We start from the raw sequence: 12,834 nt of genomic DNA on the forward strand, positions 1-12,834 counted from the left end.
CTGCCGCCGGGCACGCCGCGTCCGCATATGGACCGCCGGGCAGCCCCGCAGATGCCCTTTCGGCCTGCCGGCGCCCGTCAGGACGGCTGTCGTACCGTTTGCGGCTGACTGACTGAAAAGCACCGAACCCTCGGGGGAGAACAATTACATGCTGCGTTTCAAGGCATCCACCACCCAGTCCATCCTCGGCAGCGCAGTGGCGCTGGCCCTGCTCTACGGCGGCGCCGTGCAGGCCCAGACGGCCACCGTGAAGGTCCTGTCGATCGTGGACCATCCCGCGCTCGACGCCATCCGCGATGGCGTGCGCGACGAGCTGAAGACGGCCGGCTACGACGCCGACAAGAACCTGAAGTGGGAATACCAGAGCGCCCAGGGCAACACGGGCACTGCCGCCCAGATCGCCCGCAAGTTCGTGGGCGACCAGCCGAGCGCGATCGTGGCCATCGCCACGCCGTCGGCCCAGGCCGTGGTGGCCGCCACCAAGACCGTGCCCGTGGTGTACTCGGGCGTGACCGATCCGGTGGCTGCGCAACTGGTGAAGAGCTGGGGCGCGACGGGCACCAACGTGACCGGCGTGTCGGACAAGCTGCCGCTGGACAAGCAGGTGTCGCTGATCAAGCGCGTGGTGCCCAAGGCCAAGACCGTCGGCATGGTCTACAACCCCGGTGAAGCCAACTCGGTGGTGGTGGTCAAGGAACTGAAGGATCTGCTGGCCAAGCAGGGCATGTCGCTGAAGGAAGCCGCCGCACCGCGCACGGTGGATATCGGCCCGGCCGCCAAGAGCCTGATCGGCAAGGTCGACGTGATCTATACGAACACCGACAACAACGTGGTGTCGGCCTACGAATCGCTGGTCAAGGTGGCCAACGAATCGAAGATTCCGCTGGTGGCTTCCGATACCGATAGCGTCAAGCGTGGCGCCATCGCCGCGCTGGGCATCAACTACGGCGACCTCGGCCATCAGACCGGCAAGGTCGTGGTACGCATCCTGAAGGGCGAGAAGCCGGGCGCGATTGCCTCGCAGACGTCGGACAACCTCGAGCTGTTCGTGAATACGGGCGCCGCCGAGAAGCAAGGCGTCACGCTGTCGCCGGACCTGGTCAAGGAAGCCAAGACCGTCATCAAGTAATACCGCCGATGCCGCGCGCCCTACCCTGTGGCGCGCGGCGCGAAGCGCCCCCAATGGCCCTATCCGGGCCAGCCGGACGGCCTGCAAAGGATTTCCCCCCATGTCCCTCTTTTCCCTGCTGGGCGCCCTGGAGATCGGCCTGATCTTCAGCCTCGTGGCGCTCGGGGTGCTGATCTCGTTCCGCATCCTCAATTTTCCCGATCTGACCGTTGACGGCAGCTTTCCGCTCGGTGGCGCCGTCGCTGCCACGCTGATCTCCGCCGGACAGGACCCGTTCATTGCCACGGTGGTCGCCATCGTGGCCGGCGCCATGGCCGGCTGGATCACCGGCTGGCTCAACGTGCGCCTGAAGATCATGGACCTGCTGGCCAGTATCCTGATGATGATCGCGCTGTACTCGGTCAACCTGCGCATCATGGGCCGCCCCAATGTGCCGCTGATCACCGAGCCGACGATCTTCACGATCCTGCAGCCCGAATGGATGCCCGACTACGTGCTGCGTCCGCTGGTGCTGTTCGTGGTGGTGGTCATCGCCAAGCTCGCGCTGGACTGGTTCTTCTCGTCGCAGCTTGGCCTGGCCATGCGTGCCACCGGCGCCAATCCGCGCATGGCGCGTGCCCAGGGCGTGCCCACCGGCCGCGCCACGCTGGCCGGCATGGCGCTGTCGAATGCGCTGGTGGCACTGGCCGGTGCCTTGTTCGCCCAGACGCAGGGCGGATCGGACATCTCGATGGGTATCGGCACGATCGTGATCGGCCTGGCCGCGGTGATCATCGGCGAAACCATCATCCCGGCGCGACGCCTGGTGTACGTGACGCTGGCCGTGGTGGTGGGCGCCATCCTGTACCGCTTCTTCATCGCGCTGGCGCTCAATTCCGAGTTCATCGGCCTCAAGGCACAGGATCTGAACCTGGTGACCGCTGCGCTGGTGACGCTGGCGCTGGTGCTGCCGGCGACGCGCAAGAAGCTGTTCGCCCGCAAGAACGGAGGTGCCTGATATGCTGCGCGCTGAAAACCTGAAGCTCACCTTCAACCCGGGCACGCCGATCGAAAACCGCGCCCTGCGCGGCCTGAGCCTGGAAATCCCGGCCGGCCAGTTCGTGGCCGTGATCGGGTCCAACGGTGCCGGCAAGTCGACCTTCCTGAACGCCGTCAGTGGCGACACGATGGTCGATAGCGGCCGCATCATGATCGACGACACCGACGTCACGCGCCAGCCCGCCTGGGATCGCGCGCACCTGGTGGCCCGCGTGTTCCAGGATCCGATGGCCGGTACCTGCGAGGCGCTGACGATCGAGGAAAACATGGCGCTGGCCATGGCACGTGGCTCGCGCCGCGGTTTCCGTCCGGCACTGAACAAGACGGCGCGCGAACTGTTCCGCGACAAGCTGCGCCTGCTGAACCTGGGCCTGGAAAACCGCCTGACCGACCGCATTGGGCTGCTTTCGGGCGGCCAGCGCCAGGCGGTGAGCCTGCTGATGGCATCACTGCAGCCCTCGCGCATCCTGCTGCTGGACGAGCACACGGCGGCGCTGGACCCCAAGACGGCCGCGTTCGTGCTGGAACTCACTGCGCGCATCGTCGAGGAAAGCAGGCTGACGACGATGATGGTCACCCACTCGATGCGCCAGGCGCTGGACTACGGCCAGCGCACGGTGATGCTGCACCAGGGCCAGGTGGTCCTCGATGTGTCGGGCGACCAGCGCAAGGGCCTAGATGTGCCCGACCTGCTCAAGATGTTCGAGCAGACGCGGCATGAGCAGCTCGATGACGACGCGCTGCTGCTGGGGTGAGCCGTCTCCCCTCCCGCATTGAGAGAGGGGTCGGGGGGAGAGGGTCAGCGGTTCAAACTGCCACAGGTCGGCAAGCAGAACTTCAATACGCTCTCCCTAATCACCTCCTGCATGTGGGAGAGGGGACGTGCACTCAGCCATTCAAACCGTCGCGGCCTTGTCCAGCCAGCGTTGGAGCTGATCGGTCACCGCCGTGCTCGAAAACGAGCAGCTGTCCTGCGCGAAGACCGCCGCCATCTCCATGCGACGTAGCAATTCCTCCATGGCTTGCCCGAACACGGGCGGCAGCGTCAGCGACGGCGCCGCAGCGCGCCACCGGGCGATCAGCTCACCGGCCGGCAGCGTGCCGGCCAGATGGGCCTCCAGAGCCTGCCGCATCACGGCAAGCGTTTCCTGATTGGCGCTCATGAACGCGCCCTCCTTTCCTTGTATAGCTCTCGGAACGTGCGGCCGCTCGGGGCCGGCATGTCGCGTGTTTCGGTCCAGCCCTTGCCTGCCATTGGCAGACTGGCAATCAGTTTGCTGCGGCCGCCCATGCGTGACAGCATACGCGCCCCCATGCGGGTGACAAAGGCGTACAGGTCCGGGCGCCGGGCCACATAGCCCCAGACCTGCAGCGCCACGCGCTCCTGCCACGGGCGCAGGTGGCGCTCCATCTGCTTCTCGCGCAGCTTGCGCAGCAGGTCGGACAACGGAATCGATGCCGGGCACACCCGGTTGCATTCGCCACACAGCGTGGCGGCCTGCGGCAGGTCCACCGCATTGGCCAGGCCGACATAGCTCGGCGTCAGGACGCTGCCCATCGGGCCGGGATAGACCCAGCCGTACGCATGGCCGCCGATCTTCTGGTACACGGGGCAATGGTTCATGCACGCGCCGCAACGGATGCAGCGCAGCATCTCCTGGAATTCTCCGCCGATCAATCCGCTACGGCCGCCATCCACCAGCACGAAGTACATGTGCTCGGGGCCATCGCGCTCGCCCTCGGCACGCGGCCCTGTCAGCAGCGAAAAGTAGTTCGAGATCGCCTGGCCGGTGGCCGAGCGCGGCAGCAGCCGCATCACGGTGGCCAGGTCTTCCAGCGTTGGCAATACCTTCTCGATACCCGTCACGGCCACGTGCACGCGCGGCATGATGGTGCACATGCCCTCGTTGCCTTCGTTCGTGACCACGGCCACCGAGCCAGTCTCGGCAATGATGAAGTTGCCGCCCGTCACGCCCATGTCGGCGGACAGGAACTCGGGCCGCAGAACTTCGCGCGCCTCGCGCGTCATCTCGGTCATGTCGGTCAGGCGCGGCTTGTTGTGGACCTTGGCGAACAGGTCGGCAATCTCGTCCTTGTCCTTGTGGATCACCGGCGCAATGATGTGCGACGGCGGCTCGGCATCGTTGATCTGCAGGATGTACTCGCCCAGGTCGGTCTCGATGCTCTGCACGCCCATCTCGCCCAGCACCTGGTTCAGGCGCATTTCCTCGGTCACCATCGACTTGCTCTTGATGACCTTCTTCACGCCGTGCTTCTGGGCAATCTCGGCGACCAGCCTCGCAGCGTCGGCCGTGGTCTCGGCAAACAGCACCGTGGCGCCGCGTTTAGTCGCATTTTCTTCAAAAGTAGCGAGCCAGACGTCCAGATTTTCCAGTGCGCGGTTGCGGCGCTCTTTCAGCGCGGCCCGCGTGGCATCGAAGTCGATGTCGCGGATGGCGTCGGCACGGGCCGTCACGAACTTTGTCGACAGCTTCTTGAGGTTCTGCTGCAGGCGCTGATCGGCCAGCTTCTGCCCGGCGCGCGCCTTGAATTCCATGCTGTGCACTTGCATCGTGGGGGCTCTCCTGAAAGTTCGCGCTGTCAGGCGTCAGGCGTCGCCAGCCAGCACCTGCGCGATATGGAGCACGCGCGTCTGTGCATCGCCCGAGCGGCGCAGCCGGCCTTCGATATTGAGCATGCAGCCCAGGTCGCCCAGCACCACCGCGTCGGCGCCGCTGGCCTTGATGTTGGCGCATTTCTCGTCGACGATCGCCGTGGAGATATTGCCGTACTTGACCGAGAAGGTACCGCCAAACCCGCAGCAGGCCTCGCAGTCCTTCATCTCGGTCAACTGCACGTTCGGCAGCTTGCCCAGCAAGGCGCGTGGCTGCTGCTTGACGCCCAGTTCGCGCAGGCCCGAGCACGAATCGTGATAGGTGATGTGGCCGGCAAAGCCGGAATCGAGCTTGTCGAGCTTTGCCACGTTGACCAGGAAATCGGTCAGTTCGAACACGCGTTCGCGCAGCCGCTCGTAGCGGCCGTTCAGCTCGGGATCGTCGCGCAGCAGGTCGTGGTAGTGGTGGCGGATCATGCCGCCGCAAGAGCCGGACGGCACCACCACGTAGTCGAACATCTCGAATTCACGCAGGAATTTCTCGGCCAGATCCCGCGACACAGCGCGCTCGCCCGAGTTGTACGCGGGCTGGCCGCAGCAGGTCTGCGCCTCGGGCACCATCACCTCGTAGCCGGCCGATTCCAGCAGCTTCAGCACCGAAAACCCGATTTCCGGGCGCATGAGGTCCACCAGACAGGTGGCGAACAGTCCGATTCGCATGGTTTTTTCTTTATCCAGACCCGGAAACCCCGTGATTATGCCCCTTTGCCCTGCCCCTGCGGGCATCCGGCGCCGCAATCCTGTTCATCTGGCGATGCAAAGCCGCTCATCCCACGCCGGGCCCCGGGCCGCATCAATCGAGGGAAATCTCGAAAATCACGTTTCACCTGTTGAAATTTTCACGATGCGAGATAGAATCAGGCAAACGCTTAATTTGCCGCACGGCAACATTTTTCCACATGGCAGAAGCAGACAAGTCACCCGGCAAGACCTCGATCCAGGTGATCGAGCGCATGATGACGCTGCTGGACGCGCTCGCCCAGCACGCGGACCCCGTCAGCCTCAAAGAGCTGTCGCTGGCCACCGGCCTGCACCCGTCCACCGCGCACCGCATCCTGAACGACATGGTGGCGTGCCGCTTTGTCGACCGGTCGGATCCGGGCAGCTACCGGCTTGGCATGCGGCTGCTGGAGCTGGGCAACCTGGTCAAGGCACGGCTTTCGGTACGGGATGCGGCGCTGGCGCCGATGCGCGCGCTGCACCGCGTGACGGGGCAGACCGTGAACCTGTCGGTGCGCCAGGGCGACGAGATCGTCTACATCGAACGCGCCTACAGCGAACGCTCTGGCATGCAGGTCGTGCGCGCGATCGGCGGCCGCGCCCCGCTGCACCTGACATCGGTAGGCAAGCTGTTCCTGGCTGCCGATGAAGCCACGCGCGTGCGCACCTATGCCACGCGCACCGGCCTGGCTGGCCATACGCGCACCTCGATCACGGAGCTGGCCAAGCTCGAACGCGAACTGAGCTGGGTGCGCTCGAACGGCTATGCGCGTGACAACGAGGAACTGGAACTGGGCGTGCGCTGCATTGCCGCGGGCATCTATGACGATTCCCGCCGGCTCGTCGCCGGCCTGTCGCTGTCGGCCCCGGCCGATCGGCTGCAGGACAGCTGGCTGCAGAATCTCAAGGAGACCGCGCTGCAGATTTCGCGCGGCATGGGCTACGTGCCCGAGCCCGCCGCCTGACCTGCACCGACCTCGCCGGCCAGACGGCCAGACGGCCACGTTGGCCTGGCAAAAAAGAACGCGCCGGGGGTCTGAACCCCACGGCGCGTTTTCCATGGCGCAATGGCTACCGCTCAGGTGCCATGCGACTGCTGCGATACCAGGACCGCCGCAGGGGATCTAGGACCCTGCGTAAGATTGGGCGTTGACGGGAAAGGGCGCGGTTGGCCCCCTGCCGACGGAGGTTGGTGCTCAAGCCAGTTGCGCACGCGCGTGGCGTCGGCAAAGCGCGACAGCTTGCCCACCGAATCCAGGAACACCATCACCACGTTGCGATCGTTCACACGCGTCTGCATGACCAGGCACTGGCCGGCTTCGGAGATATACCCGGTCTTCTGCAAGCCGATATCCCAGCTGCCGCCACGCACGAGACGGTTGGTGCTGACATAGTGCATCGTACGGCCCGACACGCTGACCTCGTGTTCCGGCTGCGTCGAGAATTCGCGGATGGTCGGGTTGCGGTAAGCGGCGTTGACCAGGCGGGCCAGGTCCATCGCGCTCGACACATTGCTGCTCGACAGGCCGCTGGAATCGACGAAGTGGCTGTCGTTCATGCCCAGTTCGCGCGCCTTCTTGTTCATCGCCCCGACGAAGGCCGGCAGGCCGCCCGGGTAGCTGCGACCCAGCACCGACGCGGCGCGGTTTTCCGAAGACATCAGCGCCAGCAGCAGCATCTCGTGGCGCGTCAGCGTCGTGCCGAAGCGCAGGCGCGAGCTGCTGTGCTTCTCGTTGTCGCGGTCGTCCTCGGTCACCGTCAGCATTTCATCCATCGGCAGGTGCGAATCCATCACCACCAGCGCGGTCATCAGCTTGGTGATCGAGGCAATCGGCAGTACTGCGGTCGGATTTTTCTGGAACAGCACCTCGTTGGTGTTCTGGTCCATGACCAGCGCCACCGACGAACGCAGCGACAGCGCGTCCTCGGTATCGCGCAGGCCCATCGCCTCGCCCAACGACGGTTTGGCCGGCACGAACGCGGCGCGCACCGGCGCCGCATGGCTGGCGACCACGGTGCGCTTGCCGTTCCTGACGACAATCACCTTTCGGGGAGACGCCTCCGCCTTCGCAGAAGCCACCTTTTTGATGGGTTTTGCGGACTTTTCGGTCTTTTTGGAGGAAGTTTTCGTCGCAGTCGACTTCGTCGATGCGTACGCTGCCGGCGCGGCCAGCAGGGCAACGGACACCAGCGCCGAAGTGGCGATAGCGGTCAGTTGGGGAAGGCCAAAGAGTCGGGACATGAAGGAATCGGTCCGGAACATGATCTGTTCAGCGCGAATACGGAATGGCGCTAGTGTAGGAAATTAAGAAATTCTTAGCAAGATTAATGACTTACAGCGGCTCTTTAAAGTTTCATTCGCAAACATTTCCGCATTGCGGTAAAAGAGCCAGATGAATCACATCGCTGCTAACGCAAATACAACAGTTTTTGACCTGCTGAGTCTCAGGCGTCACGCCGTCGTCGTCGGCCACGGGGCACGTCGAGACGCCTTGTATGGTGCCGGCTCCTGTCGATAACGGTCTGCATGGCGGAATCCTGATATCTGTCAGAGCAATTCAGGAGAGGAAACGCACGAACCCACTTACCGGTTCACGTTCGGTTGTCAATTGATTGGCTGTCGCGCCCGGGTCTGCATACCCCAGCGACATGCCGCACACCACCATTTCCTCCTCGGTCAGCAACAGGTGCTGCTTGATGATTGCGTGGAACTGCGTGAACGCCGCTTGCGGGCAGGTATCGAGCCCGCGTGCGCGCGCAGCCACCATGATGCTTTGCAGGAACATGCCGTAATCGAGCCAGCTGCCCTGCTCCATGATCCGGTCGATCGTGAAGATCAGGCCGACCGGCGCATCGAAGAAGCGGAAGTTGCGGGCGTGCTGCTCATGCATGCGCGCCTTGTCCTCGCGCTTGATCTCCAGCAGGCTGTACAGGTCCCAGCCCACCTTGCGGCGGCGCGACAGGTACGGGTCGACCCACTCGCGCGGATAGTATGGATACTCTTCGCGGTACTTGGCGTCGCGCTCGGGGTCGTCGTAAGCGGCCAGCACATCTGCGCAGAAGCGTGCCTTGGCATCGCCCGCCAGTACGTAGACCTTCCACGGCTGCGTATTCGTGCCCGACGGCGCGCGGCTGGCGACCGCAAGAATGTCCTCGATGGTCTCGCGCGGCACCGGTGTATCCAGGAACGCGCGAACCGAACGGCGTGTCGTGATGGCGCGATCAACAATCGCGGCGTCATCTGCGTGCGACATGCTCTGGGGTCTCCTCAAGTCTTGTTCATTCTGGCTGGCCAACGACCAGCGCCTGCAATGCCTGGCGCAGCGCCGGCGGCAACGCCACCGGCCTGCGCGTTTCGCGATCCACGTACACGTGCACGAAATGCCCCTGCGCCGCCGCCACATCCTCATCGTTGCGGAACAGCCCCACTTCGTATCGGACGCTGGAATTGCCAAGCTTCGCCACGCGCAGGCCCGCCACGACCGTGTCGGGAAAGCTCAGCGACGAGAAGTAGTTGCACTGCGTTTCGATGACGAGGCCAATCGTGGCACCGGCTTCGATGTCGAGCACGCCTTCCCGGATCAGGTACGCATTCACGACGGTATCAAAGTAACTGTAGTAGACAACGTTGTTCACGTGGCCATACACATCGTTATCCATCCAACGCGTCGTGATGGGCAGGAAGTGGGCGTACGCGCTACGGCGATCGGGTTCAGGCTTCATCGGAATCGGTTCGGGACATCGTTGAGCGAAACGGGATCAGCGCCGTAACAGCCACATGCAAGGACCGTATGAGCGCACGGTATGTCACAAGGTTCCAAATTTTTGCGATGCAAAGAAGCGCGTCATGCGGCCGCTGCCGACATGGGCGACGCAAGGCCGGCATCCCCTGCGCCGTAACGGGTGTGACACGCCGCGGCCAGCGCGACGGTTTGCGTGTGCACAGCCACGGTGTTTTCTATCTGGTTGCCATAGCCGCCCGCCATCGCCACGGCGATCGGCAGCCGCTGCGACAAGGCAAAGTCGAACACCATGCTGTCGCGCCGGGCCAGGCCTGCCATTGTCAGCCGCAGGCGTCCCAGCCGGTCGTCTTCATGCGGATCCGCGCCGGCCAGGTAGATCAGCAGATCGGGAGCAAAGCGCGCCTGCAGCGCTTCTAGCGCACCGGCCAGAGCGGCGGCATAGGTGTCATCGTCGCAGCCATCGGGCAGCCCGACATCGAGATCGCTGGCTTCCTTGCGGAACGGGTAGTTCTTCTCGCCATGGAGCGACAGCGTGAATACAGTCGGGTCGTCGCGCAGGATCGACGCCGTGCCGTTGCCCTGGTGGACGTCGAGATCGATCACGGCCACACGCCGCACGTGGCCATCGCGCTGCAACTGGCGCGCGGCGATGGCAGCGTCGTTGAACACGCAGAAGCCACCTCCCTTGTCGGCGTAGGCGTGGTGCGTGCCGCCAGCGAGGTTGACCGCGATGCCCTGCGTCAGCGCGGTGCGGCACGCCGCAATCGTCGCGCCGGCGGACCGGCGCGAACGCTCCACCATTTCGTGCGACCAAGGGAAGCCAATTTCGCGCTGGCGCGTCGGGTCCAGCCGCCCTGCCGACACATCGGCGATGTAGTCGGCCGAATGGGCCAGCGCCAATGCATCGTCATCCGCGCGCGGTGCTTCATGCAGTTCAAGCCCCGGCACCTGGCGCACCACGGCATCGCGCAGCATGCTGTACTTGCGCATGGGAAAGCGATGCCCAGGGGGCAGCGGCAGGACGAAGTGGTCGGCGTAGAAGGCAAACATCTGGGCGCTTGGGAGTCGGGGCGCTGGAGGCATGGTCGACAAGTGACGCGTTGCAGTCATTTCCCGACCGGACAGTCAGCGATGGTAGCACCGTCTCCAGCGCCCGGCCCGTGGCGATGACGCAGGTGTGTGAAACGCCCGTTTTTCTCGCATCGCACCACCTCCGCGGCGCCCCTCCGGATCGGGAAAAACCCTTACCCATGGCGGGATAGTGGCCCGCGATGCCCTTCCCCGCTGCAATCTGCCAGTATTTTTGGTGCGCCGCACAAAAACCGCTTGACACCCAATCTGTCTTGCTTAGAATTGGAATTGTTGCGGCGCATCAAAGACCGAAAGAATCTCTGAAACGCCGACAGACATACGAAGGTACGCTCGGGCTGGCCAGACACTGAAGTCATGGCTCTGACATCTGGGCGGCTTAATTTTACTTTTGCTTGACCTTGAAGTTCACCACTGGAGACCAGCAATGATCCTGACCCCGGAACAAGTTGCAGCTGCACAAAAAGCCAACCTCGAGACCCTGTTCGGTCCAATACTGTTCAGATAGTATTTTTAAAGCCATAATCCTCATCCATCGAAGCTTCAATGGATGAGGGTGATGGCCAGAACACGCAAGACGCTGCCGTCGAGAGTTGACGTTGCGCATTTGATCAGCGCCGGGGTGCTGGCCAGCGTGTGTCCACGGACGTTGATCGAAGAAGTGTTGGCCGAGACCGGCAAGGCCAGCCAGCGGGAGCGGCTGCTGCCCGCGCCGGCAGTGGTGTATTACGTGATGGCGCTGGCGCTGTGGCGCGAAGCGCCGCTGGAGGAAGTGCTGCGCGTGGTGTGCGAAGGCCTGCAATGGCTCGGCGGCGGCACACTGAGGCGGTGCAGGCCAGCAAGTCCGCGATCTCGCAGGCGCGCAGCCGGCTGGGCCCCGAGGTCATGCGCCAATTGGCCGATCGGGTGCTGCGCCCGCTGGCCGCGCCGGGGGCGCCAGGGGCGTGGTACCGGGGATTGCGCGTGATGGCCCTGGACGGCAGCTGCAATACTGTTCAGATAGTATTTTTAAAGCCATAATCCTCATCCATCGAAGCTTCAATGGATGAGGGTGATGGCCAGAACACGCAAGACGCTGCCGTCGAGAGTTGACGTTGCGCATTTGATCAGCGCCGGGGTGCTGGCCAGCGTGTGTCCACGGACGTTGATCGAAGAAGTGTTGGCCGAGACCGGCAAGGCCAGCCAGCGGGAGCGGCTGCTGCCCGCGCCGGCAGTGGTGTATTACGTGATGGCGCTGGCGCTGTGGCGCGAAGCGCCGCTGGAGGAAGTGCTGCGCGTGGTGTGCGAAGGCCTGCAATGGCTCGGCGGCGGCCACACTGAGGCGGTGCAGGCCAGCAAGTCCGCGATCTCGCAGGCGCGCAGCCGGCTGGGCCCCGAGGTCATGCGCCAATTGGCCGATCGGGTGCTGCGCCCGCTGGCCGCGCCGGGGGCGCCAGGGGCGTGGTACCGGGGATTGCGCGTGATGGCCCTGGACGGCAGCTGCATGGACGTGGCCGACGAGGCGGCCAACGCCAAGTTCTTCGGCTACCCGGGCGCCTCGCGCGGCCAAAGCGCCTTCCCGCAGGCGCGCGTTCTGGGCCTGGTGGAATGCGGCACGCACGCGGTGGTGGCAGCCGGCATCGCACCCTACGGCCACAGCGAGCAGGTCATGGCCGCCCAGTTGCTGCCCGCCAAGCTCACGCCCGAGATGCTGGTGCTGGCCGACCGCAACTTCTACGGCTTCAAGCTCTGGCAGACCGCCTGCGCTACGGGCGCCAAGCTGGCCTGGCGGGTCAAATCCAACCTCAAGCTGCCGGTAGAGCAGATGTTGCCCGATGGCTCGTACCTGAGCCGCGTGTTCGACAGCGACGACCGCGCGCGGCGCGCAGGGCAAACGGTGCGTGTGATCGACTACGCGCTCGAGGGCTCGGCCACGCCGGCGCAGGGCAGCTACCGGCTGCTGACCAACCTCCTGGACCCCGATGCGGCGCCGGCCCTGGAGCTGGCCGCGCTGTACCACGAGCGCTGGGAGATCGAGGGGGTGTTCGATGAGTTCAAGACGCATTTGCGCGCCAACAGCACGGTGCTGCGCAGCAAGACGCCCGAGCTGGTGCAGCAGGAGCTGTGGGGGCTGCTGCTGGCGCACTTTGCGATTCGCCAGTTGATGGCGCAGGCGGCCTGGGCGCGCGAACTCGATCCGGATCGCCTGAGCTTCATGCACGCCGTGCGCGTGATCAAGCGCAAGATGCCGCAAGCTGCGGCCGTTTCCCCCTGAGCGTTTGCCTGCCTGGCGCGAGGCCCTGCTGGCCGAGATCGCGCGCGGGCGCTGCGTGAGCAGTCGTGGGCGCCTGAACCCGCGCGGCGTCAAGCGCAAGATGAGCAACTTCAATGTTCGGCATCGCGGCGCAGCGCTCCATTTGCGGCATCAGCCAGTGCCGGTGCTTCGTATCTGAACAGTATTT

The 12,834-nt window shown here is 64.5% G+C and carries 12 protein-coding genes and 2 pseudogenes; 7 read left to right on the forward strand and 7 right to left on the reverse strand.

Annotation, left to right across the window (positions count from 1 at the left end; translation table 11 throughout):
• Positions 1-148 precede the first annotated feature (148 nt).
• From D9X30_RS04495 to D9X30_RS04505, 3 genes are all read left to right on the forward strand, one after another.
• On the forward strand, positions 149-1,129 hold the full coding sequence (locus D9X30_RS04495; protein WP_153948092.1) for an ABC transporter substrate-binding protein: 981 nt from the start codon (positions 149-151) through the stop codon (positions 1,127-1,129).
• 100 nt (positions 1,130-1,229) lie between these two features.
• Positions 1,230-2,126, forward strand: coding sequence for an ABC transporter permease (locus D9X30_RS04500; protein WP_029051252.1), 897 nt, complete (start codon positions 1,230-1,232; stop codon positions 2,124-2,126).
• Between the two features lies 1 nt (position 2,127).
• The gene (locus tag D9X30_RS04505; RefSeq protein ID WP_153948091.1) at positions 2,128-2,922 is read left to right on the forward strand and encodes an ABC transporter ATP-binding protein; all 795 of its coding nucleotides are present in this window, start codon (positions 2,128-2,130) and stop codon (positions 2,920-2,922) included.
• A gap of 141 nt (positions 2,923-3,063) precedes the next feature.
• Here the strand turns inward: D9X30_RS04505 and D9X30_RS04510 are convergent, their stop codons facing one another.
• From D9X30_RS04510 to D9X30_RS04520, 3 genes are read right to left on the reverse strand one after another with little or no spacing between them, the layout of a single operon-like run.
• Positions 3,064-3,330, reverse strand: a complete 267-nt coding sequence (locus D9X30_RS04510) for a hypothetical protein (protein WP_153948090.1) — start codon at positions 3,328-3,330, stop codon at positions 3,064-3,066.
• The gene (locus D9X30_RS04515; protein ID WP_153948089.1) at positions 3,327-4,739 is read right to left on the reverse strand and encodes a LutB/LldF family L-lactate oxidation iron-sulfur protein; all 1,413 of its coding nucleotides are present in this window, start codon (positions 4,737-4,739) and stop codon (positions 3,327-3,329) included. The genes D9X30_RS04510 and D9X30_RS04515 overlap by 4 nt, the downstream gene beginning before the upstream one ends.
• Positions 4,740-4,775: 36 nt before the next feature.
• Entirely contained in the window at positions 4,776-5,501 is a 726-nt protein-coding gene (locus D9X30_RS04520) for a (Fe-S)-binding protein (protein ID WP_153948088.1), read from the reverse strand.
• 239 nt (positions 5,502-5,740) lie between these two features.
• On the opposite strand from D9X30_RS04520, the gene D9X30_RS04525 reads away from it, so the two are divergent.
• The gene (locus tag D9X30_RS04525) at positions 5,741-6,526 is read left to right on the forward strand and encodes an IclR family transcriptional regulator (protein ID WP_153948087.1); all 786 of its coding nucleotides are present in this window, start codon (positions 5,741-5,743) and stop codon (positions 6,524-6,526) included.
• A 113-nt stretch (positions 6,527-6,639) separates the two neighbouring features.
• Here the strand turns inward: D9X30_RS04525 and pbpG are convergent, their stop codons facing one another.
• The 4 genes from pbpG to D9X30_RS04545 all read right to left on the reverse strand — a co-directional run bounded on the left by pbpG (position 6,640) and on the right by D9X30_RS04545 (position 10,354).
• Positions 6,640-7,824: a D-alanyl-D-alanine endopeptidase gene (pbpG, locus tag D9X30_RS04530; RefSeq protein WP_153948086.1), complete on the reverse strand. Its 1,185-nt coding sequence runs from the start codon at positions 7,822-7,824 to the stop codon at positions 6,640-6,642.
• Between the two features lie 295 nt (positions 7,825-8,119).
• Positions 8,120-8,815, reverse strand: a complete 696-nt coding sequence (locus D9X30_RS04535; RefSeq protein WP_153948085.1) for a nitroreductase — start codon at positions 8,813-8,815, stop codon at positions 8,120-8,122.
• A 25-nt stretch (positions 8,816-8,840) separates the two neighbouring features.
• Entirely contained in the window at positions 8,841-9,284 is a 444-nt protein-coding gene (locus D9X30_RS04540) for an acyl-CoA thioesterase (RefSeq protein WP_153948084.1), read from the reverse strand.
• A 122-nt stretch (positions 9,285-9,406) separates the two neighbouring features.
• A complete protein-coding gene (locus tag D9X30_RS04545) occupies positions 9,407-10,354 on the reverse strand; it encodes a histone deacetylase family protein (RefSeq protein WP_153948083.1) in 948 nt (315 codons plus the stop codon).
• Between the two features lie 466 nt (positions 10,355-10,820).
• Between D9X30_RS04545 and D9X30_RS04550 the strand changes: the two are divergent.
• The 3 genes and pseudogenes from D9X30_RS04550 to D9X30_RS04560 form a co-directional block, all read left to right on the forward strand.
• Positions 10,821-10,883 (forward strand): annotated as a pseudogene (locus D9X30_RS04550) (phasin family protein); the annotation flags it as partial.
• Between the two features lie 60 nt (positions 10,884-10,943).
• Positions 10,944-11,389, forward strand: a pseudogene (locus D9X30_RS04555) (transposase domain-containing protein); the annotation flags it as partial.
• A 49-nt stretch (positions 11,390-11,438) separates the two neighbouring features.
• The gene (locus tag D9X30_RS04560; RefSeq protein WP_011517431.1) at positions 11,439-12,647 is read left to right on the forward strand and encodes an IS4-like element ISBvi1 family transposase; all 1,209 of its coding nucleotides are present in this window, start codon (positions 11,439-11,441) and stop codon (positions 12,645-12,647) included.
• Positions 12,648-12,834 lie beyond the last annotated feature (187 nt).

Source organism: Cupriavidus sp. U2 (genome assembly GCF_009663685.2).
In the GTDB taxonomy this organism is placed as follows: Bacteria; Pseudomonadota; Gammaproteobacteria; order Burkholderiales; family Burkholderiaceae; genus Cupriavidus; species Cupriavidus necator_C.